This is a genomic window from Methylobacterium sp. J-030 (genome assembly GCF_022829545.1).
Lineage (GTDB): Bacteria > Pseudomonadota > Alphaproteobacteria > Rhizobiales > Beijerinckiaceae > Methylobacterium.
In genome coordinates, this window is sequence record NZ_JAKSYM010000158.1 from 44,078 (window position 1) to 69,759 (window position 25,682).

26 protein-coding genes are annotated in these 25,682 nt (G+C 69.5%); 9 read left to right on the forward strand and 17 right to left on the reverse strand.

The features are described 5' to 3' along the window. Positions 1–110 precede the first annotated feature (110 nt). Entirely contained in the window at positions 111–1,337 is a 1,227-nt protein-coding gene (fabB, locus tag MKK75_RS09660; RefSeq protein ID WP_244042369.1) for a beta-ketoacyl-ACP synthase I, read from the reverse strand. A gap of 131 nt (positions 1,338–1,468) precedes the next feature. Then, positions 1,469–2,005: a 3-hydroxyacyl-[acyl-carrier-protein] dehydratase FabA gene (fabA, locus tag MKK75_RS09665; protein ID WP_244042370.1), complete on the reverse strand. Its 537-nt coding sequence runs from the start codon at positions 2,003–2,005 to the stop codon at positions 1,469–1,471. 219 nt (positions 2,006–2,224) lie between these two features. Here fabA and irr point away from each other — a divergent pair, with 219 nt between their 5' ends. Then, positions 2,225–2,740 (forward strand): Fur family transcriptional regulator Irr, encoded by a 516-nt coding sequence (gene irr / locus MKK75_RS09670; RefSeq protein WP_244042371.1) that lies wholly within the window; start codon positions 2,225–2,227, stop codon positions 2,738–2,740. 108 nt (positions 2,741–2,848) lie between these two features. Here irr and MKK75_RS36055 read toward each other — a convergent pair whose 3' ends face one another. The 3 genes from MKK75_RS36055 to MKK75_RS09680 are packed head-to-tail and all read right to left on the reverse strand — an operon-like array spanning position 2,849 to position 3,854. Then, positions 2,849–3,097 carry a DUF2267 domain-containing protein gene (locus tag MKK75_RS36055; RefSeq protein WP_313901846.1) on the reverse strand — a complete coding sequence of 83 codons (249 nt, stop codon included), beginning with the start codon at positions 3,095–3,097 and terminating at the stop codon, positions 2,849–2,851. Beyond that, positions 3,067–3,258: a DUF2267 domain-containing protein gene (locus tag MKK75_RS36060; protein ID WP_313901847.1), complete on the reverse strand. Its 192-nt coding sequence runs from the start codon at positions 3,256–3,258 to the stop codon at positions 3,067–3,069. The genes MKK75_RS36055 and MKK75_RS36060 overlap by 31 nt, the downstream gene beginning before the upstream one ends. 32 nt (positions 3,259–3,290) lie before the next feature. Then, complete coding sequence (locus MKK75_RS09680) at positions 3,291–3,854, reverse strand: SH3 domain-containing protein (RefSeq protein ID WP_244042372.1); 564 nt, start codon at positions 3,852–3,854, stop codon at positions 3,291–3,293. Between the two features lie 238 nt (positions 3,855–4,092). On the opposite strand from MKK75_RS09680, the gene MKK75_RS09685 reads away from it, so the two are divergent. Further along, positions 4,093–5,091: a 2-hydroxyacid dehydrogenase gene (locus tag MKK75_RS09685; RefSeq protein WP_244042373.1), complete on the forward strand. Its 999-nt coding sequence runs from the start codon at positions 4,093–4,095 to the stop codon at positions 5,089–5,091. Positions 5,092–5,116: 25 nt separating this feature from the next. Here the strand turns inward: MKK75_RS09685 and MKK75_RS09690 are convergent, their stop codons facing one another. The 3 genes from MKK75_RS09690 to MKK75_RS09700 form a co-directional block, all read right to left on the reverse strand. Further along, complete coding sequence (locus MKK75_RS09690) at positions 5,117–5,740, reverse strand: Crp/Fnr family transcriptional regulator (protein WP_244042374.1); 624 nt, start codon at positions 5,738–5,740, stop codon at positions 5,117–5,119. 99 nt (positions 5,741–5,839) lie between these two features. After that, positions 5,840–6,463, reverse strand: a complete 624-nt coding sequence (locus MKK75_RS09695) for a Crp/Fnr family transcriptional regulator (RefSeq protein ID WP_244042375.1) — start codon at positions 6,461–6,463, stop codon at positions 5,840–5,842. 77 nt (positions 6,464–6,540) lie between these two features. After that, entirely contained in the window at positions 6,541–7,878 is a 1,338-nt protein-coding gene (locus MKK75_RS09700; protein ID WP_409567547.1) for a flavin monoamine oxidase family protein, read from the reverse strand. A 110-nt stretch (positions 7,879–7,988) separates the two neighbouring features. Here MKK75_RS09700 and MKK75_RS09705 point away from each other — a divergent pair, with 110 nt between their 5' ends. Together MKK75_RS09705 and MKK75_RS09710 are read left to right on the forward strand one after the other, a co-directional pair. Next, positions 7,989–8,693 (forward strand): sulfate transporter family protein, encoded by a 705-nt coding sequence (locus MKK75_RS09705; protein WP_244042376.1) that lies wholly within the window; start codon positions 7,989–7,991, stop codon positions 8,691–8,693. A 93-nt stretch (positions 8,694–8,786) separates the two neighbouring features. Further along, positions 8,787–10,061, forward strand: coding sequence for an efflux RND transporter periplasmic adaptor subunit (locus tag MKK75_RS09710; RefSeq protein WP_244042377.1), 1,275 nt, complete (start codon positions 8,787–8,789; stop codon positions 10,059–10,061). A gap of 360 nt (positions 10,062–10,421) precedes the next feature. Here the strand turns inward: MKK75_RS09710 and MKK75_RS09715 are convergent, their stop codons facing one another. Further along, positions 10,422–10,799 (reverse strand): plastocyanin/azurin family copper-binding protein, encoded by a 378-nt coding sequence (locus tag MKK75_RS09715; protein ID WP_244042378.1) that lies wholly within the window; start codon positions 10,797–10,799, stop codon positions 10,422–10,424. Between the two features lie 210 nt (positions 10,800–11,009). On the opposite strand from MKK75_RS09715, the gene MKK75_RS09720 reads away from it, so the two are divergent. Next, positions 11,010–13,892, forward strand: coding sequence for an EAL domain-containing protein (locus MKK75_RS09720; RefSeq protein WP_244042379.1), 2,883 nt, complete (start codon positions 11,010–11,012; stop codon positions 13,890–13,892). Positions 13,893–14,097: 205 nt separating this feature from the next. Here the strand turns inward: MKK75_RS09720 and MKK75_RS09725 are convergent, their stop codons facing one another. The 7 genes from MKK75_RS09725 to MKK75_RS09755 all read right to left on the reverse strand — a co-directional run bounded on the left by MKK75_RS09725 (position 14,098) and on the right by MKK75_RS09755 (position 20,537). Continuing rightward, entirely contained in the window at positions 14,098–15,480 is a 1,383-nt protein-coding gene (locus MKK75_RS09725) for a class II 3-deoxy-7-phosphoheptulonate synthase (RefSeq protein ID WP_244042380.1), read from the reverse strand. Positions 15,481–15,596: 116 nt separating this feature from the next. After that, positions 15,597–15,914, reverse strand: a complete 318-nt coding sequence (locus MKK75_RS09730) for an RNA polymerase sigma factor region1.1 domain-containing protein (protein WP_244042381.1) — start codon at positions 15,912–15,914, stop codon at positions 15,597–15,599. A 54-nt stretch (positions 15,915–15,968) separates the two neighbouring features. Further along, positions 15,969–17,351 (reverse strand): glutathione-disulfide reductase, encoded by a 1,383-nt coding sequence (gor, locus tag MKK75_RS09735; RefSeq protein ID WP_244042382.1) that lies wholly within the window; start codon positions 17,349–17,351, stop codon positions 15,969–15,971. Continuing rightward, complete coding sequence (locus tag MKK75_RS09740; protein ID WP_244042393.1) at positions 17,348–18,517, reverse strand: O-antigen ligase family protein; 1,170 nt, start codon at positions 18,515–18,517, stop codon at positions 17,348–17,350. Before MKK75_RS09740 ends, gor begins: the two co-directional genes overlap by 4 nt. 103 nt (positions 18,518–18,620) lie before the next feature. After that, positions 18,621–19,184, reverse strand: coding sequence for a DUF2059 domain-containing protein (locus MKK75_RS09745; protein ID WP_244042383.1), 564 nt, complete (start codon positions 19,182–19,184; stop codon positions 18,621–18,623). Positions 19,185–19,228: 44 nt separating this feature from the next. Next, positions 19,229–19,942, reverse strand: coding sequence for a ribose-5-phosphate isomerase RpiA (rpiA, locus tag MKK75_RS09750; protein WP_244042384.1), 714 nt, complete (start codon positions 19,940–19,942; stop codon positions 19,229–19,231). 130 nt (positions 19,943–20,072) lie between these two features. Beyond that, positions 20,073–20,537 (reverse strand): hypothetical protein, encoded by a 465-nt coding sequence (locus tag MKK75_RS09755; protein ID WP_244042385.1) that lies wholly within the window; start codon positions 20,535–20,537, stop codon positions 20,073–20,075. Between the two features lie 165 nt (positions 20,538–20,702). On the opposite strand from MKK75_RS09755, the gene gph reads away from it, so the two are divergent. Next, positions 20,703–21,401, forward strand: coding sequence for a phosphoglycolate phosphatase (gph, locus tag MKK75_RS09760; protein ID WP_244042386.1), 699 nt, complete (start codon positions 20,703–20,705; stop codon positions 21,399–21,401). 142 nt (positions 21,402–21,543) lie between these two features. Here the strand turns inward: gph and MKK75_RS09765 are convergent, their stop codons facing one another. Continuing rightward, positions 21,544–22,698, reverse strand: coding sequence for a pyridoxal phosphate-dependent aminotransferase (locus tag MKK75_RS09765; RefSeq protein WP_244042387.1), 1,155 nt, complete (start codon positions 22,696–22,698; stop codon positions 21,544–21,546). Positions 22,699–22,910: 212 nt separating this feature from the next. On the opposite strand from MKK75_RS09765, the gene MKK75_RS09770 reads away from it, so the two are divergent. The 3 genes from MKK75_RS09770 to accC form a co-directional block, all read left to right on the forward strand. Then, complete coding sequence (locus tag MKK75_RS09770) at positions 22,911–23,696, forward strand: DsbA family protein (RefSeq protein ID WP_244042388.1); 786 nt, start codon at positions 22,911–22,913, stop codon at positions 23,694–23,696. Positions 23,697–23,832: 136 nt separating this feature from the next. Then, the gene (accB, locus tag MKK75_RS09775; RefSeq protein ID WP_244042389.1) at positions 23,833–24,294 is read left to right on the forward strand and encodes an acetyl-CoA carboxylase biotin carboxyl carrier protein; all 462 of its coding nucleotides are present in this window, start codon (positions 23,833–23,835) and stop codon (positions 24,292–24,294) included. Positions 24,295–24,379: 85 nt separating this feature from the next. Further along, a partial coding sequence (gene accC / locus MKK75_RS09780; protein WP_244042390.1) for an acetyl-CoA carboxylase biotin carboxylase subunit occupies positions 24,380–25,682 on the forward strand: 1,303 nt, incomplete at its 3' end.

Below are 25,682 nucleotides of genomic sequence, written 5' to 3' on the forward strand. Positions count from 1 at the left end.
GGCGATCACCAGCCCGCTCAGCGTTCCGAGGATGAATGTCCCCATGCCCACCCCCAATCCTCAACGCGGGGTAAACGCCGCCCTCGCCCGAAGGGTTCCTGTACGACCGGTCAGGCGTCGACGTGCTTCAGCACCAGCGTCGCGTTGGTGCCGCCGAACCCGAACGAGTTGGTCAGGACATGGCCGAGCTTGGCACCGTCCCGGCGCGCGCGCAGGATCGGCATGTCGGCGAAGGCCGGGTCCAGCTCGTCGATATGCGCGCTCTCGCAGATGAAGCCGTTGTTCATCATCAAGAGACTGTAGATCGCCTCTTGGACACCGGTGGCACCCAGCGAATGCCCGGTCAGCGATTTCGTGGCGGCGATCGGCGGACAGGCGTCGCCCTGGCCGAACACCTCGCGGATCGCCTCGATCTCCTTGTCGTCGCCCACCGGCGTCGAGGTGGCGTGGGGATTGATGTAGTCGATCCGCGCGCCCTTGATCCCTTCGAGCGCCTGCCGCATGCAGCGGACCGCGCCCTCGCCCGATGGCGCAACCATGTCGTGACCGTCGGAGGTCGCGCCGTATCCCGCGACCTCTCCGTAGATCCGGGCGCCACGCGCCTTGGCGTGCTCCAGCTCCTCCAGAACGAGGACGCCCGCACCGCCTGCGATCACGAAGCCGTCGCGATGGGCATCATAGGCCCGGGAGGCCCGCGCCGGCGTGTCGTTGAACTTCGACGACATGGCGCCCATGGCATCGAACAGCACCGAGAGAGTCCAATCGAGATCCTCGCAGCCGCCCGCGAAGATGATGTCCTGGCGGCCGCCCTGGATGATCTCGGCGGCGTTGCCGATGCAATGGTTCGACGTCGCGCAGGCCGAGGAGATCGAGTAGTTCACGCCGCGGATCTTGAACCACGTGGCGAGCGTCGCGGATGCGGTCGACGACATCGCCTTTGGCACCGCGAACGGGCCGATGCGCTTCGGGCCCTTGTCGCGGGCGATGGCGGCCGCCTCGACGATCACCCGGGTCGAGGGGCCGCCCGAGCCCATGATGATTCCCGTGCGCGCGTTCGAGACGTCGCTCGCTTCCAATCCCGCATCGGCGATCGCCTGATCCATGGCGACGTGGTTCCAGGCGGTGCCGCCGCCGTGGAAGCGCATGGCCCGGCGGTCCACGACGCCCTCCGGATCGAGGGTGGGCGCGCCGGAGACTTGGCTTCGGAAGCCGTGCTCGGCGTAACTGGCGTCGCGCGCGATGCCCGAGCGGGCTTCGCGCAGGGAGGCCAGCACCTCTTGCGTGTTGTTGCCGATGGACGAGACGATGCCCATCCCGGTGATGACGACACGGCGCATGATGGTGACGATACCTCCGTCGCGGCGTCGCTCGCACGCACCGCGTCCCGGTCAGCTAAGATGACGCGGACACAATCTCAACCGCCCAATCGGCCCGACGTTGCGGCCAAGCCGCGAACTGGGCTGCCGATTCAACTCTGGAACAGGCCCACGCGCATGTCCTGGACTTGGTAGACCCGTTCGCCGTCGGCCTCCAGCCAGCCGTCGCCGATCCCGAGCACGAGCTTGCCCTGTCGGACGCGCTTGACGTCGACGTTGTAGACGACCCGCTTCATCGACGGCAGCACTTGGCCCGCGAGCTTCACCTCGCCCACGCCCAGCGCCCGGCCGCGGCCGGGGGACCCCAGCCAGCCGAGGTGGAAGCCCAGCATCTGCCACAGGGCGTCGAGCCCCAGGCAGCCCGGCATCACCGGATCGCCCTGGAAATGACAGGGGAAGAACCAGAGGTCGGGACGGATATCGAGTTCCGCGGTCACGTGGCCCTTGCCGTGGGCGCCCCCGTCGGCGGCGATCGACGTGATCCGATCGAACATCAGCATCGGCGGCAGGGGCAACTGCGCGTTGCCGGCTCCGAAGAGTTCGCCCCGCCCGCAGGCCAGAAGGTCCTCGAAGGAGAAGTGCGACCGGCGGCTCGCGTGCGGTGCGGAGGTGTCGGCGTCTGGCGGCATTGCGTTGGCTGTTTCCTCGGGATCCGGGTGCGGCGCGCCCGTCAAGGCGTCCACCCCTCCTGTGGCGGGCGGGTTAGCACGGGGCGATGCGCCTTCAAAGCCGAAGGCCGTTGGGCCGATTCTGTGTGGTGCGGCAATGCTCGGGTTGCGACCACATGACCAGTTCCATATACTGGTCAGAATCTTTCCCTGGCCCCTCGTCGAGCGTTCAGTCCAGCGATGTCCGAACCGGTGCCCTTCCAGGCCGTCTTCAACGGGCGGGTTCCCGCTCCCCAGCTCGAGGCCAACGGGACTCCGCGCCGCGGCTGCCCGCTGTCCGACCTGCGCGATCGTCTGCGCCGGGCGGGCCTGCGCCCGACGCGGCAGCGCCTGTCCCTGGGTTGGCTCCTGTTCGGGCGCGGTGACCGTCACCTGACCGCGGAAATGCTCTACGACGAGGCCATGCGGGCCAAGGTGCCGGTCTCGCTGGCGACGGTCTACAACACCCTGCACCAGTTCACCGAAGCAGGCCTGCTGCGTCAGCTCGCGCTCGACGGGTCGAAGGCCTATTTCGACACGAACCCGAGCGAGCACCACCACTTCTACCTGGAAGACGAGAGCCAGGTGATCGACATGCCCGATTGCGGCATCACAGTCGATTCGCTGCCCGAGGCCCCCGAGGGTATGGAGATCGCCGGCGTGGAGGTGATCGTCCGCCTGCGCCGCGCCCGGCCGAACCTGCGCCGTCAGAGCTGATCTGGGCGGGACGGACCGTCGCGGACAGCCTCGGCCCGAAACAGGCAGTGAAGCGATGCTGTGCCGCCGCGCATCGATTCCGATTGACGGCGATCAGAGGTCGGTTTTTCAATAATCCTGGGCGGCATCTGGGAGTGCTGCGAGCACACGCTCGAACCGAGCCCGGTCGACGTGGTGGGCAAGCGCGCGTGCGACGGCGGCAATGGCGTCCTCGGGCGCCACGTTATGATCGATGCGTATGGTCTGAACGTCCCGCGTGAGGCTCGCCCGATCGCCGAAGGGCAGAACTGTCTCGTCCATATCCCAATCGGCCACGAAAAGGGCCCTCAGCAGCGCCGGAACGATCCGGCGAAGCATACGGCGTCGCGCGCCGAGAGGCGGCGGCGGAAGACGAGGAGAACGGCTCGCACCGCCGCGTAGGCGCGATGCGTGGTCTCGCACCCCAGAGCATCGCGCGCCGCGATCAGGAAGGTCTCGAAATCGCGGGAGGCGACGCGGTATTCACGGGGGACGGTCATCTCGGTCTGACCAGGGTTCCCGACGGGACTCGCTACTCCACCACCTCGTTCGGGTAGACGCCCCAGAGGCGGTTCTGGCGGATGTAGCCATCGACATCGCGCTTGTTAGGCAGCGCCACGATCAGGCGGCACCATGTGCCGGTGCAGCTCTTCACGCTTCCGATCACCCCGGTCTGAAGCTTGGCTTCATCCTCGGCACCGTCATCGGCTTTGGCGCGCAGCGACACGGACGCCTTCTCGACACCCTTTTCGGGGCCGGCATTGACGATGGCGGTGCGCCGTCCGGAGAGCAGCGAGTGCAGGACCCAGCCCTCGGTCCCCTCCGAGTCACGGATCCGGCGCCAAGTCTCGAACTCGCCCACGATCTCAACCGGCAGACCCGCCCGCTGGAACACCCACAGGGTGCGGTGATCCTTGGACGGCCCCTCACGCAGGTTGACGCGATCGGTCTTGAGGCTGGCGTAGCGCGGCAGCGGCAGCTTGGTCACCGGCCCGACCCCGGTCTCGATCGGGGCGGCGGGGGCTGCCGCCGCGTCGATCGCGGGGCCAGCCGCCAGCAGCGCCGCGACGGCGAGGCTGAGGCGTAACACGCGCATGATCGTCTCCCAGTCCGGACGGGTCGTTGGTGGCGAACGGGCTTGTCGAAAGCGAGGCCCTTCCGGCGCGCGGGCCGTGCCGGCATCCGATTGTGTTCCGGCCCACCTCTGGTAGAGAGTCCGGAGGGCCGGGACAGGCTCCGGAACCGGCGCCGCGCGACCGATCCTGTCTGGCCGATTTCGGTTAACGGACGCTTGCGCCGGGCGCCACGGCCGCAGAGCTGACGGGGAGAGAGACGTGTCGAAGCGCAAGCCGCTGGTGGTCGTGACGCGGCGGCTGCCGGATGCCGTCGAGACGCGGATGCGCGAGCTGTTCGACGTCCGCCTCAGTTCCGACGACGCGCCCATGGCGGCCGATGCGATGGCCAACGCCCTGCGCGAGGCCGATGTCCTGGTCCCCACCGTCACCGACGAGGTGGATGCGGGGCTGATCGCCCAGGCCGGGCCGAACCTGCGGCTGATTGCAAATTTCGGCAACGGCGTCGATCACATCGACGTATCGGCGGCGCTGGAGCGCGGCATCACGGTCACCAACACGCCGGGCGTGCTGACCGAGGACACCGCCGACATGACGATGGCGTTGATCCTCGCGGTGGCCCGGCGGGTCGCCGAGGGCGCGCGGATCATCCCGGACGACGAGTGGACCACCGGCTGGTCGCCGACCTGGATGCTCGGGCGGCGCATCACCGGCAAGCGGCTCGGGATCGTCGGCATGGGCCGCATCGGACAGGCCCTCGCCAAGCGCGCCCGGGCCTTCGGCCTGCAGGTTCACTACCACAACCGCCGCCGGGTGCCGGCCGCCATCGAGGGCGCGCTGGACGCGACCTACTGGGAGTCCCTCGATCAGATGCTGGCGCGCGTCGACATCGTGTCGGTGAACTGCCCGCACACGCCGGCGACCTATCACCTGCTGTCGGCGCGCCGGCTCAAGTTGCTCAAGCCCGAGGCGGTGGTCGTGAACACCGCCCGCGGCGAGGTGATCGACGAGAACGCCCTCGCCCGCCTGATCGAGGGCGGCGAGATCTCCGCCGCCGGCCTCGACGTGTTCGAGCAGGAGCCGGCGGTGAGTCCGCGCCTCGTCAAGCTCGCCCGGCAGGGCAAGGTCGTCCTGCTGCCCCACATGGGCTCGGCGACCTACGAGAGCCGCATCGACATGGGCGAGAAGGTCATCATCAACATCAAGACCTTCATGGATGGCCACCGGCCGCCGGACCGGATCCTGCCCAGCATGCTCTGACGGAGCGCCGGGTCGCGGCGCGCCGTCAGAGCGCGTCGGCAGCCGCTACCGGCTTCCGGGTGGACGGGAGGCTCTGGAACAAGCGCTCCGTCGTCAATTTCAGGAAGTAGAAGCCGAAATCGGGATTCTGATAGTAGAGTTCCTTGAGGTCGGCGTAGGTGACGCACAGAGCCTTGCCGGGCTCGACGCAGACGAGGGACGCCGTGCGGGCGTTGCCGGGCGAGAGCAGGCCGAGTTCGCCGACGATGCCTCCCGCCCGCACCTCAAGATCCATCTCCGGAACCCGGAAGACGCCGTCCTCGACGTAATACATCTCCTGCGCCGGATCGCCTGCGCGGAATACGGTCTCGCCGGCGCCGAACGTCCGCTCCGTTCCGAACGGGCGCAACCACCTGAAGGACAGGTCGCCCTCGGCGGCCGCCTTCGTTTCACGCACCAGACGGAACATCTGCCACAGCCGGTAGGTGTTGAGCGGAAGCTCGAACAGCTCGGTCACGATCACGGGCCAACTGTGAATCAAGATTCCATAAATGATGAGGGCGCAGCTTGCGCAGATGCCGATGATCCGCAGCGGGATCATCGTCGTCATCGCAGTCGAGACGATCACCAATCCCGTTCCGAGAAAGCCGATTCCTTCGATCCAATCCATGTCCTGCCCCGGGCGAACGCAAACGAGGCATCAGGTAGCTTGACCGCTGGAAGCGCCGCAAGTTTTTCGCGTCGACAGAACCCGCTTCGCGCGGCGACATCAAATGATATCGCCAGATATTACCGGGCGTTTCATGGTTTGAACGCCTTGAAATAAGCGTTCACTTGTCAGTTTCAAAAAATAAAAGCCGAATTCGGGATTTTGATAGTAGAGTTGCTTCACGTCGGAGTAGGTCACGCACAGGGCATGGCCGGCCTCGATACAGATCAGCGAGGCGGTGCGCGCATTGCCCGGCGAGAGGAGGCCGAGTTCACCGACGATCCCGCCTGCGCGAACTTCGATGCCGACCTCCGGAATCCGAAAGACGCCGTTCTCGACGTAATACATCTCGTCGGCGAGATCGCCCTTGCGGAACACGACCTCGCCGGTTCCAAACGGGCGCCGCGCGCCGAACGGGCGCAGCCATTCGAGGGAGAGGTCGCCGTCCGCCGCCGTCTCGACGTCGCGGACGAGGCGCAGCATCTGCCAAAGCCGGTAGGCGTTGAACGGCATCTGGATCACCTCGGTCAGCACGACCGGCATGCTGCCGATCAACGTCCCGTACGTGATCACCGCGCAGCTCGCGCAGAGAGAGATGATCCGCAGCGGGATCATCGTGCTCATGGCCGTGGCCGAGATCGTCAGCGCGGTGCCGAGATAGCCGATCGCCTCGATCCAATCCATGATCGCCCCCCAAGCGTCCTGTCGCCGGGGGGATGCCCGTCTTGCCGGGTCCCGGCAAGACGGACGGTGCGCATCCGTCAGACCGCTTCGCCCCGCAGGCGCAGGGTGACCGCCTCGGCGGCGCGCACCCCTTCGGCGTAGGCGCCGCCCACCGTGCCCCATTGCTCGCGGGACAGGGCCTCGCCGGCGAACCAGACAGTACCGGCCACGGGGTCGTGCAGGCGCTGTCGCGCCGGCGCGTGGCCCGGCGGCACCACGGCCCAGGATCCCCGCGACCACGGATCGTGGCGCCACGCGCTCACGGCCGGTATACTCAGATCGCGCAGACGGTGGTGCCCGAACGAATCGCTCAGGACGGCCCGGACGTGCCGGCGAACGCCGTCCGCCCCACCCCCGGCGGCGTCGAGCGTCGCGGCCTCGCGCAGGTCGAGTTCGTAGTAGTGGAACGGCGTGCCGTCGATGCGGGTCAGAAGGCCCGGTGGCGTGCGGCGCCGGCCGTGGATCGCGGCCAGACGGTCGCGGCCGCGGAACGGGCTCGACGGCCAGTGCAGCACCGCGTGCTCGTAGATGCCGGTGGTGAAGCCGTCGATCGCCGCGCGAACCGCGTTCGGAAGGGGGGGCGTGAAGGCCGGCCCGTCGCGCAGCACCATCATCGGGACGGTCACGATCACCGCCCGGGCCCGATAGGTGGCACCGTCGGCGGTCTCGACCCGGACGTGGCCGCCGGACCAGTCGACCCGCGTGACCGCCGTCGCCAGCGCCACCGGCAGCCTGTCGGCGAGGCGGGCCAGATAGTTGCCGTAGCCGTCGGCGAGGAAGAAGTTGTCGCCGTACTCCATGCTGGGGAAGTCGTGGAGCGAGACCTCGGTGAGCGGACGACCCGAGACGAGGCCGTGAACCTGCGCGACCCGGGACCCCCAAGGCCCGAGCCCCGGCGGCAGCACGGTCGCGGCCGGACGGTCGCCCCCGGGCTGCGCGGCGCCTCCGGTCATCGCCCGATCCGCCCGCGCGAAGGCCCGGGCGTTGGCCCGAACATCGTCGGCGCGCCCGGGCCGGCGTCCGACCCAGACGTGGCTGTCCTGCGGCGCCCTGCGCAGCCGCTCGCCCCGTGCCCGGCCCAGGGCCACCAGTGGGTTGATCGGCCCGGCATGGAGCCAGTGGGCGCCGAGATCGAGGGCGTGGCCGCGCAGGGACACCGTCAGCGCGCGGCCACCGACCCGATCGCGAGCCTCCAGCACCGCCACGGACACGGCCCGGGCCATGAGCGTCCGTGCCGCGCCGATGCCGGCCGCGCCGGCCCCGATGATCAGCACCTCCGGTGCCTCCGGCAGCGGCGCGAGCCGGGGTCGGTAGGCGGGCCGCAACGGCGGATCGACGCTCCGCGCAGTCAGGGTCTCTGGTATCGCGTCCTGCACGCGCGCTCCTCAATCCTTGTCCGCCCTGCGGCATGGGCAGCCTTGCGCCGCCGGCCGCGCCGCTTCACAACGCGCCCGCGCCGCGACCGGCGTCGACCGGAATACACCCGATGCTCGTCGAGTCCGCCGCGGCGGCTTTGCGCCAGACCTTCTCGCCTCCGTTGCGGGCGATTCTCTGGAAATCGCTGGGCCTGACGCTCGGGCTTCTAATCCTGGTCTGGCTCGGCCTGACCCGGCTGGTCCAGACGTTCCAGGCGGGCCATCACATCTCGTCCCAGTACCCGATCCTCGACACCCTCGCCTACTACCTCGCGGGCTTCGGCCTGTTCGTCGCGCTCGCCTACCTGATGCCGGCGATCTCGATCCTGGTGGCGGGCTTCTTCCTCGACGACGCGGCCGAGATCGTCGAGCGGACGGATTTCCCCGAGGACCCGCCGGGCCAGGCGATGCCGTTCGGCACCGCGATGCTCTACGCGGTCCGCTTCGCCGGCGTGACGCTGCTCGTCAACCTCGCGGCGCTCGTGATCTTCTTCGTCCCGGTGATCGGGATCGCGGCCTTCTTCGGCGCCAATGCCTACCTGCTCGCCCGGGAGTATTTCGAGATGGCGGCGGCCCGGTTCCGGCCGCTGCCCGAGGCCGCCGCCATGCGCCGGACGTTCTCGGTCCGAACGCTCGGCGCCGGCTGCCTGCTCTCGGCGCTGATGGTGGTGCCGATCCTCAACCTTCTGACGCCGCTCTTCGGCATCGCCCTGATGGTCCACCTGCACAAGCGCCTCAGCCGGCAGACGCGTCTGACGGGGCCGCGCCCGCTGTAGCCGTCGATGCGGCCAAAGCCCGCTCTGGTCGCGGCGGGTTTTGGCCGCTACCTTCGCCACAGCCCGGCGGGCGTTGGGGCGGGGAGCCGATCGATGAAGGCGCACGACGCGGCGCAGGACGTCCCCCCGCCCCCCGGCATCATGCCGTTCCTGCTCGTCGGTCTCGTGGGTCTCGGTCTGGTCGGTTGGGGTGCCTACGGCCACTGGCAGCGGGACGCCGAGGCGACCGCGACGCTCGAGCGAATCAAGACCCTCGTGCCGCAGGTGCGCACCGTGACGGCCGAGCGCGCCGAGGGTCCGATCGACTTGATTCTGCCGGGCGAGATGCAGGCCTTCTCCACGGCGGCGATCGCCGCCCGGGCCACCGGTTACATCGCCGAGCGCCGGGTCGATATCGGCGCGCGTGTGAAGGCCGGCGACCTGCTGCTGCGGATCGCGGCCCCGGATCTCGATCAGCAACTCGCCCAGGCCGAGGCGCAGGTCGGTCAATTGAGGGCGCAACTCCTTCAGGCGCAGGCGCAGGTCGAGCAGGCCCGCGCCAACGTCAATCTCGCCAACCTCACCAACAACCGGACCACGACACTGGCCGTTCAGGGCTGGGCCTCCCGCCAGAACGCCGACACCTCGCAGGCGGGTGTCCTGTCGCAGGCCGCGACGCTTGCCGCCGCGGAGGCCGGCGTGAAGGTGGCGACAGCCAACATCAAGTCGCAGGAAGCTGTGGTCGACCGGCTGAAGGCACTGGCCGCGTTCGAGCGCGTCGTGGCTCCCTTCGACGGTGTCGTCACGATCCGCAACGTCGATGTCGGCGACCTCGTGCGGGCCGATAACGGCGGCACGCCGCTGCTGAGCCTCGATCAAGACAGCACCCTGCGCATCACCGTGAATGTGCCGCAGAACGACGCTGTCGGCGTCAAGCCGGGTGTCAAGGCGGTGATCACGGTGCCGCAGCTTCCCGGCAAGAGCTTCGACGGTTTCGTGGAGCGCAGCTCGGTCGCCCTGAACACCGCTTCGCGCACGCTCACGACCCAGGTGGACGTGCCCAACCCGGACCGGCAATTGCGAGCTGGGCTCTACGCCTACGTGACCCTGAAGATCCCGCGTTCGGAGCCGGCGGTCGCGGTGCCCGCGGAAGCGACGGTCTTCAACAGCCAGGGCCTCCAGGTCGCGGAGGTCGGGGACGACGACCGGGTGACGTGGCGGACCGTCACGATCAGACGCGACCTCGGACGCACCATCGAGCTGGGATCCGGCTTGGCGGCCGACAGCCGCATCATCTATAGCCCGCCGCCGGAGCTGCGCGACGGACAGGCGATCGAACGCCTGAAGGCAGCCCCGCCGCCGACGCCGATGCGTTCGGCCCAACGCTGATCGATCGGGGCGATCTCAGGGTCTGTCTGACTGGAGCACACGGTGTTCCGCGTCGCGCGGGCGGCTTCCTTGAGGGACTCAATAGGTCGAGGCCCAGCCCTCCCGAGGTGTATGGCCGGGCACTCGGTACAGGCTCGGCCCCCGGGCTTATGCTGCGTGCCCTGTCCCGGACAGGTGAAGCGAAGCGGAACCTGGTCCGGCATCCGGCCAAATGAGCGCAGCGCCAGCTGCACGGGTTCACCCAGATAGACGCTTCGCACCGTCGTGTGCTGGGTCCCGCGTCGCAGGCCGCGTACGCTGCATGCGCCCGGGAAAGGGTCGGTGCAAACCTGCACGACGCCATGGTGGTCGAACAGGCTCTCAGTTCACCCGGACGACGAGCTTCATCTTCGGGTGGATGCCGCACAGGACCTGGAAGGTGCCGCGCTCGGAGAAGGTGATCGGCGTGCGGCTCCCCGGTTCCTGATCGCCGGAATCGAAGTTGAAGGTGTCGGACTCGACGAAGACATGATGCAGCAAGTCGCTGTCGTCGTTCACGAAGGTGACCACCTCGCCCCGCGCCACCGCAAGGTTGTCGGGATGGAACATCCGGCCCTTCTGGGACACCATGATGCCGGAGGCCTGGAGCTGCTCCGTGACGAGCAATCCGCAGGCCGCGCCCAGGGCGAGCGCCAGCACGACGGGGACCGAGATCCGCCACTGAAGGCTTAAGGCGATCCGGGATACGCAAGCGGACATGTGATCCCTCGGCTTTGCAGGATCAAAGTCGCACAGACTTCCTTGCAAAATCATTCATCGAAACCCGAATTCCATCCGTTTCACCACGATCGACCGGAATACGCGCTATCTCGCCGCGCAGTTAAATCGAAACGGTGGGTCTCCGAACTAAGCGCCTCTTAACATGTGGCAACTACAGATGGTCAAACCTGTGGCGCGACGGCCGGTGCGATGCAAAACCCCGAGACAGCGACGGAGGAGCGAAGCCCGGCGAAGCTGTCGAGGCGGGCACGCGGACTCTCAGGCTTCTTCACCACGATCCGCGGCCGGATCCTCGTCGCGTTCCTGAGCATGAGCCTGCTCTCGGGCGCCCTCGGCCTCTACGCGGTGATCGCGATCTCGCACATCGGCACGCTGGTCAATCGGACCTACGACGAGTCGCTGATGTCCATCAATTACGCCCGGGCGACGGCGGCGGACTTCGCCAAGATGCGGACCGCCTTCGCCCGGCGCATGCACCTCCGCAACGAGGCCGAGACGGCCAAGCTGAACGGAGAGATCGCGGATCTGTCGACGACGCTAGCCGAGGATCTGACGATCGCGGTGGAGCGTTCCCAGTCAGACCGGGCTGTGCGGACCGCTGGCGCCGTCCAGGCGGCGGTGAGCGCCTGGGAGGAGATGCGGCGCACGCTCGATCCCGCGACGGCCCGGCCTGAGCGGTGGGATGCCCTGGATCAGCAGGCCAGCGTGGTCGACAATCAGATCGACCTCTTGGTGAACTACACGGCCGGCGACGGCTTCACGTTCCGCCAGGCGGCGCGGACCCTGGTCGCCCGGGAGATGCGCGTCAACGCGATCGCGGCGCTCCTGGCAGTCGTCGCCTGCGCGCTGATCGCGTGGCTGCTCAATCGCCGCATCACCGGGCCGCTCGCCGCCGCCTCGCGCGCCGCGGAGCGCATCGCCAGCGGCCGGCTCGAGGACCGCATCCCCGCCGGCGGCCGCGACGAGCTCGGCAGCCTGCTCCGCTCCATGGCGGCCATGCGTGACAACATCCAGGTCATGATGGCCCGCGAGGTCAGCCAGCGGCGCCGCGCCGAGGCGCTGGTCACCGATGCGCTCCAAACCTCCCGCGAGGGCGTGGTCGTCGTCGATGCGGCCGGCCGGATCGCGCTGGCCAACGCCCAGGCCCAGCGCTTCTTCGACGGACTGGGCGAGGCCATCGAGGCCGGGGTCTCCCTCTGGGCAAATGCGGAGACCGCCGGACCTTCCGGACCGAGCGCTCTCGGCGACTGCTTCCGGGCGCTCGCCCGCGACGGCGATATCCGCTTGGCGGACGGTCGATGGCTGCGGGTCAGCCGCAGCGCCACGCAGCAGGGCGGCTTCATCGCCATGTGCAGCGACATCAGCCTGCTGAAGGAGCAGGAGGATCGGCTGACCGAGACGAACCTGCGCCTCGACGCGGCCCTCGATAACATGTCGCAGGGCCTGTGCCTCTACGATGCGCAGGACCGCCTGATGGTGGTCAACCGACGCTACAGCGAGATCTACGGGCTGGCGCCCGACGCGGTCGTGCCCGGCATGGCCGCCATGGAGGTGATGAACGTTAGCCTCCTGGCCGGCAACCACCCGGGTTGCGACCTCGAAACCCTGCTGCGCGAGCAGCGCGAGGCCTTCTACGGCGGCGTCTGGCACACGCACTTCCAGGAACTGTGTAACGGGCGCATCGTGGCGATCGAGCGGCGCAAGACCGCCGACGACGGATTCGTGGCCACCTACGAGGATGTCACCGACCGGCGGCGCGCCGAGGCCCGCATCGCCTTCCTGGCGCATCACGACATGCTCACGGGGCTGCCGAACCGGATCGCCCTCGGCCAACAGATCGAGATGGCGGTGGCGCAGGCGGGGCGCGATCACGGCTTCGCGGTCTTCGCGATCGATCTCGACGATTTCCGGCCCGTAAACGAGACCTTGGGACACGGGGTCGGCGACGAATTGCTGGCCGCGGTGGCGAACCGGCTCACCGCCTGCGTGCGCGAGATCGACTGCGTCGCCCGGCTCGGGGCCGACGAGTTCATCGTAATCCAGCGCGGCATCGACCGACCGGAGGACGCGGCCGTTCTCGCCCGGCGGATCATCGAGGTGGTCAGCGCGCCCTACAGCCTGAGCAGCCACGAGGTCAGCGTCGGGCTGACCATCGGCATCACCCTGGCGCCGAGCGACGGGACGAGCTGCGACAAGCTCCTGAAGAACGCCGAGGTCGCCCTCGACCGCGGCAAGACCGAGGCCCGCGGCTCGTTCCGGTTCTTCGAGCCCGAGATGGACGCCCGCCTGCAGGCCCGCCGGGTGCTGGAGCGGGATCTGCGCGAGGCCCTGGCTCGGGAATCGTTCGAGGTCTATTACCAGCCGATCTACAGCCTCGACGCCGACCGGATCTGCGGCTTCGAGGCGCTGCTCCGCTGGAACCACCCGATCCGCGGCTTCATCTCCCCGGCCGAGTTCATCCCGATCGCCGAGGAGCTGGGTCTGATCGTTCCGCTCGGCGAGTGGGTGTTGCGCCGGGCCTGCGAGGAGGCCGCCCGCTGGCCCGACGGACTGAAGGTCGCCGTCAACGTGTCGGCCGTGCAGTTCACCTCCGCGAGCCTCGTCAACGTGGTCCGAGAGGCGCTGCGCCGCACCGGTCTGCCCGGCCGGCGGCTGGAACTCGAGATCACCGAGTCCGTGCTGGTTGCCAATCCCGGCGCCACGACCGCGATCCTGCACAGCCTCAAGGCGCTGGGTGTCCGCGTCGCCATGGACGATTTCGGCACCGGCTACTCGTCGCTCAGCTACCTGCGCAGCTTCCCGTTCGACAAGATCAAGATCGACCAGTCCTTCGTGCGCGATCTCTGCATCAAGGATGGCACGGATTTCATCGTGCGCGCGGTGATCGGGCTCGGCGCCAGCCTCGGTATGACCACCACCGCCGAAGGCGTCGAGACGGAGGCGCAGCTCGCCCAGCTCCGCGCCGAGGGCTGCGACGAGGTCCAGGGCTACCTGTTCAGCCGGCCGGTGCCCGTCTCGGAGGTCGCCGCGGTGATCCACCGGTGGAACGGGGCCGCCCGGGCCATCGCTTGAGCGCGGCGTTGACCTCGACGCACGCTCCCTTCCCCAGGCACATGGACCGCCACCGGAATGTGACCTCGGTTCCAGCACGCGACTTCGCGAAGCGTCCGTCCACATGGAGCTGTCGGCGCGATGCTTCGTATGCTGGGTCTCGGATCAGGTTCCGTTTCGCTCCACGTGTCCGGGAAAAGGGGCGCGCGCTTCCCGAGCCCCCGCCCTACTCCGCCGCGTCGAGCCGTGGGTGCTCCACGTGGCTGCGCTCGGCCTTGACCAGCTCGGCCGTGCGGAACGCCACCTCCAGCGCCTGCTCCGCATTGAGGCGCGGGTCGCAGTAGGTGTGGTAGCGGTCCTGCAGATCGTCGGCCGTCAGCGCCCGAGCGCCGCCCGTGCACTCGGTCACGTCCTTGCCGGTCATCTCCAGGTGAATGCCGCCCGCGACCGTGCCCTCGGCGCGATGGACGGCGAAGAAGCCCTCGATCTCCTGCATCACACGCTCGAACGGGCGGGTCTTGTAGCGGCCGGCCGGGATCGTGTTGCCGTGCATCGGATCGCAGATCCACACCACCTTTCGCCCTTCCCGCTCGACCGCCCGGATCAGAGCCGGCAGATGGTCGCCCACCTTGTCGGCGCCGAACCGGCAGATCAGGCTCAGGCGGCCCGGCTCGTTGTCGGCGTTGAGCAGGTCGATCAACCGGATCAGCCCCTCCGCCTTCATGGACGGGCCGCACTTGAGGCCGATCGGGTTCTTGATGCCCCGGGCGTATTCCACGTGGGCGTGGTCCGGCTGGCGGGTGCGATCCCCGATCCACAGCATGTGGCCGGAGGTCGCGTACCAGTCGCCCGTGGTCGAATCGACCCGGGTCAGCGCCTCCTCGTAGCCGAGCAGCAGCGCCTCGTGACTGGTGTAGAAATCCGTGGTCCGCACCTCCGGATGGGTCTCCGGATTGATGCCGATCGCCCGCATGAAATCGAGCGCGTCAGTCATCCGGCTTGCCACATCCTGGTAGCGGGAAGATTGCGGCGAATCCTTCACGAAGCCTAGCATCCAGCGGTGCGCGTTCTCGAGATTCGCATAACCGCCGGTGGCGAAGGCGCGCAGCAGGTTCAGCGTCGCCGCCGATTGCCGGTAGGCTTCGAGCTGGCGGCGCGGATCCGGCACACGGGACTCTTCCGTGAAGCCGATGCCGTTGATGATGTCGCCCCGGTAGCTCGGCAGGCTCACGCCCTCCAGCGTCTCGCTCGGCGAGGAGCGCGGCTTGGCGAACTGCCCGGCGATGCGCCCGACCTTCACCACCGGCGAGCCGCCCGCGAAGGTCAGCACCATCGCCATCTGCAGGAACACCCGGAAGAAATCGCGAATGTTGTCGGCGGAATGTTCGTCGAAGCTCTCGGCGCAGTCCCCGCCCTGGAGCAGGAAGGCCTCGCCCGCCGCGACGCGCGCGAGCGCCGCCTTCAGCTTGCGGGCCTCACCGGCAAAGACCAGCGGCGGAAAGCTCGCAATCTGCGACTCGACGGCACCCAGGGCGGCCATGTCCGGATAGGTGGGGACCTGCTCGATCGGCAGATGTCTCCAGCTCTTCGGTGTCCAACGCTCGCCCATGGCCCCTCTCCGCGCACCTCTTCGTGCGACCGCGCCTCACGCGCGAAGCGCGGCTTATAGAGAGGTTCCCGCACGCTGACGAGTGCCCGATTCCAGGGGGCAGCCGCGTCCCGTCTTCAGGCCTCGCCGTCCTCGACCTCGATTCCGTGCTCGGCGAGGATCCAGAAGATCGCCTCCAGATCCTCGGCGGAAACGTCCCGGGGCGGAAGGGCCTCTTCCAGGTCGTCGTAGGTCAGGCAGCGGCGGCGCTGCGACTCCGCCTTGGCGAGCAGCCGGTCGATCGCCCGGCGGATGTCGGGCGAAAGGGCGTCGTGGCTCGGCGGACGGTGGAAGACCGGGCGCAGGGCATCCGCCAGCAGGCCGTCGATGATGGCCTGCCGCCGCGCATGCGCGGCGTCGCCCCTTCGTCCGTCTCCTGCGCCCGGCTTGCCCATGCCCCTGATATGGCTCGGTCGGGCTTGGCGTCGAGGCCCCGCACCCTGGAGTCCTCAGCCGACGCCGACCGGGTGCTTGGTGACCTCGGGCACGCGCATCGTCACGAGTTCCTCGGCGGCGGTCGGATGGACCGCGATGGTTCGGTCGAAATCGGCCTTGGTGGCGCCCATCGTCACCGCGATGCCCACGGCCTGAATGACCTCGCCGGCGTCGTGACCGAAGATGTGGACGCCCACCACCCGATCGGTGGCGCAATCGACGATCAGCTTCATGAGGATCCGCTCGTCCCGTCCGGAGAGCGTCGCCTTCATCGGGCGGAAGCGCGCCTTGTAGACGTCGATCTTGCCGTAGACCTCGCGGGCAGCCGCCTCGCTATGGCCGACGACCCCGATCTCGGGAGTCGAGAACACGGCAGTGGGGATCAGCCGGTGATCGACGCAGGACGGCTTGCCGCCGTAGATCGTGTCGGCGAAGGCGTGGCCTTCGCGGATTGCCACCGGGGTCAGGTTGGCGCGGTTGGTGACGTCGCCGACCGCATAGATCGACGGGACCCTGGTCTGCGAGTAGGCGTCCACCGGGATCGCCCCGGCGGGGTCGAGATCGATGCCGACCCGGTCGAGGCCCAGACCCTCGACGTTGGGCCGCCGGCCGGTTGCGACCAGCACCTGATCGGCGCGGATCTCGCTGCCGTCGTCGAGCCGGGCGCAGAGCGCGCCGTCGCGCCGCGCGATGCCCGTCAGGGTGCGGCCGAGGCGAAGATCCATCCGGTGAGCGTAGGCTTCCGCGAGGGCGTCGCGGACCTCGTCGTCGAAGCCGCGCAGCAGCCTGTCGCCCCGGTGCAGCAAGGTCGTGACGCTGCCGAGCGCCGCGAACACCCCGGCGAACTCCACCGCGATGTAGCCGCCGCCGATCACCAGGATACGCTCCGGCCGGCTCTCCAGCTCGAACACCTCGTTCGAGGTGATCGCCAGCTCCATGCCGGGCACCGCCGGCTCCTTCACCGGATGCGCGCCGACCGCCACCAGGATCCGCTCCGCCCGGATCGTGCGGCCGGATTTCAGGAGGCGCACGGTGTGCGGATCCTCGATCACCGCCCGCTCGGGCGCGATCTCGACGCCGGCCCTGATCAGGTTGGCGTCGTAGATGCCTTCGAGCCGGGTGACCTCGGCGTCCCGGCGACGCTTGAGCACGCTCCAATCGAAGCGCGGCTTCTCCACCGTCCAACCGAAGCCCGCGGCGTCCTCGAACTCGTCGGCGAAGCGGCCGGCATAGACCATCAGCTTCTTCGGGACGCAGCCGCGGATCACGCAGGTGCCGCCGACCCGATATTCCTCGGCCAGCATCACCCGGGCTCCGTAGCCCGCGGCGATCCGCGCCGCGCGAACGCCCCCTGAACCGCCGCCAATGACGAAGAGGTCGACGTCGAAATCGCTCATGCCGGGCTGTCCCTGTCGCGTGTGCGGACCGCGCCGGACCAGGGCGCGGCGCGCATCCAGGTGATGGCAGCGCCGAGGCCCGCCGTCCACCATGCCGCCCAGCCGTTATGCTCCACGAAGGCGATCGCCGCCGCGCAGGCGACGAGGCCGAGCGCCGTCGCCCGGTCCGGCTGTTCGAGCCGGGCGATGCGGGCGAGGAGCAGCATCAGAGTCAGCGCGGCGAGGAACGCCCCGGGCAGGCCGAGCTCGGCCCAGACCTGAAGGAAGCTGTTGTGCGGATGCCCGACCCCGAGGAGCACCCGGATCTCCGGGGGGACCGCTTGCGCCACGGGTGTCTCGGCAAAGCGCGCGCTCGTGCCGAAGCCCGCGCCCCGCCAGGGATCGGCCGCCACCGCCGCGCCGAAGCTGCGCGCGATGGCGACCCGCGCCCGGGAGGAGGATTGCACCAAGCGCTCGTGCGCCGCCTCCGGCATGGTGCGGGCGAGGAGATCGCCCTCGACCGGGGCCAGGGCCACGGCGAGGCCGAGGCCGAGGCCGGCGAGGCCGATCCCGACGCGCCGGGGCAGCAGGCGACCGGCCGCGAACATCGCGGCGCCGGCGAGCAGGCCGAGCTGGGCGGCGCCGCTGATCGAGCGCAGCACGCCGAGCGCCGCAAAGATCAGTACCGCCGCCGCGAGGCCGCGGGTCCGGCCCTGCCACAGGACCAGCGCGAGCGGGCCCGCTACGAGGTCGAGGGTGAGCGCGGGCCGGTTGTGCACGAAGGCCGCCAGGCGGTGCCCCAGCGCCCGCTCCAGGGCGAGATCGGTCGCGAGATCCACGGCGATCAGCAGGCCGGCGAGGACGAGCGCCACGGCACCGAGCCGCGCCACGAAGGCCGGGATCCGCCCGGGCGCGAGACAAGCCAGGAGATAGGCGGCGATGAGCGTCGGCAAGAACTCACCCGCCACCCGCAGGGACGCGGCCGGGAACGGGCTCCAGACGAGCGCGATCAGGCTCCAGGCCAGGAAGGCGAGCGCCGCGCCGGCGAGGGGGCTCGCCAACGGTGCCAGGAGCAGGCGGCGCGCCTCGGCACGGTCTTCGATCAGGCGCCCCGCCAGGAAGGCGAGCGCCGCCAGCCCGATCACGACCGGGCTCGCCCGGTTAGCCAGCACCATCGCGAGCGGCATGATGGCGAGGAGAACGCCGCCGGCACCGTGGAAGCGGACGGCCGCGTCCTTGGGGGCGAGCGGAAGGGCCTTCACGGTGAACCGCTCGCGCGAGCGGACGCCCTCACTGCATCTGGTGCCCGCGCTTGCCCATCTCGGCGCGCACGCGGACCATGACGTATTCCGACACGTCCTGGGTCCAGTCCTGCATCTCCTGCACCATCTCGTCGAGGAGCTGCGGCTGCGCCTCGACGTAGTGCTTGCCGGCGGGCGAGCGGAAGAAGGTCGCGATCTCCTGCAGCTCGACCTCGGAGAATTTCGCCGCGTAGGTGCGGGCCGCGATGTCGATCATGCGCTGCTTCTGAAGCTCCATCTCCGGCTGCAGCGAGGCCAGAACCTCGTCGAGGTCCTTGGCGAGGTCCGGTCGGGTGACCGCCTGCTTGCGGATCTGATCGGCGAAGGCGGGCAGCACCGAATCGAACGATCGGGCGATGCCCGAGGAGAGCATCACCTCGCGGGCGAGCGCGATGTGGCTTGGCGTGAAGGCCGAAGCCGCCGGGGTGTTGGCCGCGGGTGTATTGGGCTGGGCCGCCGGCTTGGTCGGCGCGGGCTTGCGGGCCTGGGCGTAGGTCGCGGACGGGAGCGCCAGGAGCGCGAGGCCGAGCGCGGCGGAGAGGCGTCGGGACATGCTGGACTGATCCTGCGAGGAAGGCTTGCGAGGAAATCGGCGCCTCAGGCGAGGCTGCCGAGAACGGTGATGTCGGCTTGTCCATCCCGTGTGGCCGCCAGGATCGCGGCGTCGGCGATGCCGAGGAACAGGCCGTGCTCGACGACGCCCGGCACGGCCCAGAGCGCCGTACCGAGCGCCTCCGGATTGGGGATCGCGCCGAGATGGGCGTCGAGGATATGGTGGCCGCCATCGGTGACGAGCGGCGCGCCGTCGGGGTGCCGCCGCAGCCGGACCTCACCGGAGCAGCCGGCCCCCGCGACCGCCGCCTCGACGGCGCGGTGCGTGGCTACGAGGCCGAAGGGATTGATCTCGATCGGCAGCGGGAAGGCTCCGAGCCGGTCGACGCGCTTGGCCGCGTCGGCGATCACCACCATGCGGCGGCTCGCGCAGGCGACGATCTTCTCCCGCAGGAGCGCCGCGCCGCCGCCCTTGATCAAACGCAGGCTGTCATCGATCTCGTCGGCGCCGTCGATGGTCAGGTCGAGCTCGGGCTGTTCGTCGAGTGTCGCGAGGCGGATGCCGAGGCGCTCGGCCTGGGCACGGGTCGCCTCCGAGGTCGGTACGCCGAGGACGTCGAGGCCGCCGCGGACGCGCTCGCCCAGCAGCGCCACGAAGGCCGCCGCCGTCGATCCGGTGCCGAGGCCGAGCCGCATACCGGGCTCGACGAGCGCGAGGGCGCGCGCCGCAGCGGCCCGGCGCAGATCCGGCCCGCTCACCGGGGGATCGCCCGGTCGGCAAGGTGAAGCGAGGGTGCGCGCGTCATGGAGGGCCGGTCTGTCCGCGAAGATCGCGCGGCCCCTAGCACGGCAGCGTGCGGACCGGAACGCCCGCACCGGTAAAGCCGCGTCATGGACGTCCGCCCTGCGCGGGCGTGGCGCTGGCTCCGGCCCGGCCGGGGGCGGGCCCGGTCAGCGGCGCGTCGGAGGAACCCTCGGCGCCCGGCTTGCCCTGCTGGGTGCAGACCACCTGCTCCTTCTTCACCAGAACGAAGCAGATGCTCATCTCCCCGGTCCGGTAGTTCACCCGGAAGACGCCGGCCTCGCGGGTGTGGCGGCTCGCCACCAGCCCATATTCCGAGGGCGTCTGCGGCCCGGCGCCCTCGCCGGCGCCGAAGCAGACCGTCTGGCCGATGCCGCCTGCCGATTCCTGCAACCCGTACTGGCAGGACGTGACCTCGCCGGTCACCTTGTCGACCCGGTACATGCGGTTCAGGTCGGTCTGCGGCGCGGGCACGAACTCGTAGGAGGCCGCTGCGGCCGGCAGAACGTGGAGCGTCGCGCAGGCGGTCAGGACAGGCAGGGACGGTTTCATCACGGGTTCCCGGGCGAAGACCTCCTGCCTTTCGCCGGGCTTTCGGGCGAGTCTGGGGCGCGGCGACCGCCGATGGAGCGAGACGCAGGGGCGCAGAGTCGCCGGCTTGCCCGTTGAGGCCCCCGCCGTTAGCGAAGCCGGTACCACCCAGGAGTGCCCCCGAACATGTCCGCCGCCACCACGACCCGCCCGCCCATCGCCGTGTTCGATCTCGACGGCACCCTGGCGGAGACCGCGGGCGACCTGATCGGCACGCTCAACGTGCTGATGCGGCGCGAAGGTCTGGCCGAGCTGCCGCTGTCGCAGGCCCGCGGGCTGATCGGCGCGGGCGCCAAGGCCCTGATCCGGCGGGGCTTCGAGGCAGAGGGCCGCACGCTCTCGCCGGAGGATCACGAGCGGCTGTTCGAGGCGTTCATCGCCCATTATGGCGACCATCTCGCCGACACGTCGCATCTCTTCCCGGGCGTGGTCGAGGCGCTCGACGCGCTGGAGGCCGCGGGCTTTCGCCTCGCGGTCTGCACCAACAAGTACGAGGGACAGTCGGTCGAACTTCTGCGCCTCCTCGGAATCGGCCATCGTTTCGCGGCGATCTGCGGCCGCGATACCTTCCCACAGTTCAAGCCCGATCCGCGGCACCTCACCGGCACGATCGAGCGGGCCGGCGGCGATCCGGCCTGCGCCGTGATGGTGGGCGATTCCCGCACCGACATCGACACCGCCAAGGCAGCCGGCATCCCGGTGGTCGCCGTGACCTTCGGCTACACCGACCTGCCGGTGTCCGAGCTGGGGCCCGACCGGGTGATCGAGCACTTCTCGGCGCTTCCAGCGGCGGTCCGGGACCTCGTGCCGGCAGCAGCCTCCTGATGGATATCCGGCCGGGCTCTCCGGTCGATGTCGCCCGGCCCGTCATCACGCGCGAAGCCAAGGTGACCGAGTATAGCGCGACGCTGGCAAAGGTTGCGCGACCCTGGATTGCTTCGCTGCGCTCGCAAGGACGGTGGCGCGGTCAGGCGAGCCAGGTCCGCAGCCGGGCCACCGCCTCGCGGCATTCGGCCTCCGAGCCCGCGAAGGAGAACCGGATGTGATGGCTGCCGAGATCCGGATCGAAGTCGAGCCCGGGCGTCGCTGCGACATGCGCCTCGTCGAGCATCCGCCGGCAGAAGCCCGCGGCGTCGTTGGTGAGGTTCGCGATGTCCGCGTAGAGGTAGAAGGCGCCGTCGGCCGGATGCACATGGCCCAGGCCGAGGCCGGGGAGCGCGTCGAGCAGGCTGGCGCGGTTGCGGGCGTAGCCGTCGCGCACGGCGTCGAGTTCCTCCGTCGCGTCGAAGGCCGCGAGCGCCCCGATCTGCGAGAGATAGGGCGCCGAGATGTAGAGATTCTGCGCAAGACGCTCGATCGGGCGGACCAGCGCCTCCGGCACGACCATCCAGCCGACGCGCCAGCCGGTCATGCAATGGTATTTCGAGAACGAGTTGATCACCACCGCGTCGGGGTCGAAGCGCAGGGCGGTGACGGTCGGCTGGCCGTAGCTCAAGCCGTGATAGATCTCGTCCGAGATCAGCGGCAGGCCGAGGCTGCGGCAGGCGGCGCAGAGGTCCCGCAGGGCCGCTTCCGTGATCACCGTGCCGGACGGGTTGGCGGGGCTCATCACCAGCGCGCCCGCCAGGGGCCCCCGCGCATGCGTCTCGCGGAGCAGCGCGGCGGTCGGGGCGAAGCGATCCTCCGCACGCAGGACCATCGGCGCGGGCACGAGGTCGAGGGCGGCCAGGATGTTGCGATAGGCCGGATAGCCGGGCTGCGGCACAGCGACCCGTGCGCCGACGTCGAACAGGCTCATGAAGGCCAGCACGAAGCCCGCCGAGGAGCCGGTTGTGATCACCACCCGCTCCGGCACCACCGGGACGCCGTACCGCTCCGCGTAGTCCCGGGCGATGCGCTCGCGCAGCGCCGGCAGGCCGAGGGCCTCCGTGTAGGGCGCCCGCCCTGTCGCGAGCGCGCCTTGCGCGGCCGCGATCACCGCGCGGGGCGCCGGTGCCGAGGGCTGGCCGACCTCCATCCGCACCACGTCTGCGCCGGCCCGCGCCTTGGCGGCGGCGGCGGCCATCACGTCCATGGCGAGGAACGGCTGGACGGCGGCGGCGCGACGGGAAATCGGGGTCATGGCTTCCTTCTCTCGGCCGGACGCAGCCGCACGGCCGAACCGATCCGGCCGGGACTAGGTACGGTAGAGCGCCCCGTGCAGCGCCTCAACCGCGCCTGACCGGCCACAATCACCGCGCGTGCATTCGATTGACCCGGTGCCGTGAAAACGCCAAACCCGTCCCCTACCGCTCGCGCCCAGCGCGGGCCGGCTTGCCGCGCAAGCGAGGATCCATGCCGTTCATCCGCCCCCTGCCCGCGCTGGCCCTGGCGCTCGGCCTTGTCGCCGTTCCGGCACTCGCGCAGACAGCCGAAGCGCCCGCCGCCTCACCGTTCACGGACGCGCAGCGCGCCGGGATCGAGGCGATCGTCAAGGATTACCTGGTCAAGCACCCCGAGGTGCTGCAGGAAGCTTTGGCCGAGGCCGAGAAGCAGCAGGCCGAGACGCAGCGCCTCGCCCAGGCCGCCGCCCTCAAGGAGGCCCGCGACGCGCTCCTGAACGGCCCGCACGATGTCGTGGCCGGCAATCCGTCCGGCGACGTCACGATGGTCGAGTTCTTCGACTACAACTGCGGCTATTGCCGCAAGGCGCTCGGCGACGTGCAGGCGCTGATCAAGTCCGATCCGAAGCTGCGGGTCGTGATCAAGGATTTCCCGGTGCTCGGCCCGGAATCGCTGGAGGCCAGCCAGGTCGCAGTCGCGGTGCGCCAGCAGTTGAAGGGCGACAAGCTGTTCGAGTTCCACCAGAAGCTGCTGGAGACCAAGGGTCGGGTGAACGGTGCACGGGCGATCCAGGTCGCCAAGGACCTCGGCGTCGACACGACCAAGCTGCAGAAGGACATGGCCTCCCCCGAGGTAAAGGCGGCGCTCAGCGAGAATCGCGGCCTCGGCGACCGGCTCGGCCTGTCGGGCACGCCCGCTTTCATCATCGGCGACGAGGTGATCCCCGGCGCGGTCGGGGTCGACCCGATGCGCAAGACCATCGCCGACGTGCGCCAGTGCGGCCACGCCTCCTGCTGAGCGCGCGGGTTCTTCGGCGGCCCGGCGCGGCCTTGTCGCCCCGGGCCGCCTTCGTCTAAGAGCCGCCAGCCGCAGGGCCGCGGTCCTTCGCCGACTCGACGGACGAACCGACGCGCCGCGATACGAAGTAGGCCGGATGTCAAAGAACGACGCCATCGATCCCGAGCTCGTGCGCGAGCTCGCCAACCTCGTCACCGAGACGGGCCTCTCCGAGATCGAGGTCGAGAAGGGTGATCTGCGCATCCGCGTCGTACGGCGGCTCGAACCCGTGAGCGTTCAGGTCGCCGGGGCCGCGCCGGTCGCTGCGATGGCTCCGGCTCCGGCGCAGTCGGCACTTGCGCCGGCCGAGCCGTCGCGGACGCAGGCCGGCACCGTGCCCTCGCCGATGGTCGGAACCGCCTATCTGCGCCCCTCGCCCGACGCCAAGGCCTTCGTGGATGTCGGCGCGAAGGTCGAGGTCGGCGACAAGCTCCTGCTCATCGAGGCGATGAAGACCTTCAACGAGATCGTGGCGCCCCGCGCCGGCACGGTGAGCGCGATCTTCGTCGAGGACGGACAGCCGGTCGAGTTCGGCGAAGCCCTGCTCGTCATCAGCTAGGTCGCCCGGCGGCACGCCCCGTCGCTTAACCAGAGGATAGAGCCTCCAGCACGGTCCGGACCGCGCGGACGCCCTAACGGATCCGATGTTCGACAAGATCCTGATCGCGAACCGCGGCGAGATCGCCCTGCGCATCCTGCGGGCGGCGAAGGAACTCGGGATCGCCACCGTGGCGGTTCATTCGACCGCCGACGCCGACGCCATGCACGTCCGCCTCGCCGACGAGAGCGTGTGCATCGGGCCACCCTCGGCCCGCGAGAGTTATCTCAACATCCCGTCGATCATCGCGGCCTGCGAGATCACCGGGGCGGATGCGGTCCATCCCGGCTACGGCTTCCTGTCGGAGAATGCCCGGTTCGCGGAGGTGCTGGCCCACCATCAGATCGGCTTCATCGGCCCCAAGGCGCAGCACATCCGCACCATGGGCGACAAGATCGAGGCGAAGCGGACGGCTTTGAAGCTCGGCATCCCCTGCGTGCCGGGCTCCGAGGGCGGCGTCGAGGATATCGATACCGCCAAGCGCGTCGCCGCCGAGATTGGCTACCCGGTTCTGGTGAAGGCCGCGGCGGGCGGCGGTGGGCGCGGCATGAAGGTGGCGCGCACCGAGGCCGATCTGGAGCAGGCGATCGGCATGGCCAAGTCCGAGGCGAAGGCCGCCTTCGGCGACGACGCGGTCTACCTCGAGAAATATCTCGAAAAGCCCCGGCACATCGAGGTGCAGGTCTTGGGCGACGGACGCGGCGGCGCCGTGCACCTTGCCGAGCGCGATTGCTCGCTCCAGCGCCGCCATCAGAAGGTCTGGGAGGAAGGCGGCTCCCCGGCGCTCAACGAGTCGATGCGCGCCGAGATCGGCGGCATCTGTGCCAACGCCATGAAGGAGCTCGGCTATCTCGGCGCCGGCACGATCGAGTTCCTGTACGAGGACGGGCGGTTCTACTTCATCGAGATGAACACCCGCATTCAGGTCGAGCATCCGGTCACCGAGATGATCACCGGCATCGACCTCGTGATCGAGCAGATCCAGGTCGCCGCGGGCGGCGCGCTCTCGGTCGGGCAGTCCGATATCAAGATCGAGGGTCACGCCATCGAGTGCCGGATCAACGCCGAGCACCCGGAGACCTTCCGCCCCTCCCCCGGCGAGATCACACACTACCACACGCCGGGCGGCCTCGGAGTGCGAGTCGATTCCGCGGCCTTCCAGGGCTACCGGATCCCGCCGAACTACGATTCGCTGATCGGCAAGCTCATCGTGCACGGCCGCACCCGCAACGAGTGCCTGATGCGCCTGCGCCGGGCGCTCGACGAGTTCGTGATCGACGGCATCGACACGACCCTGCCGCTGTTCCGGACCCTGGTCCGCAACGCGGACGTGCAGAACGGCCTTTACG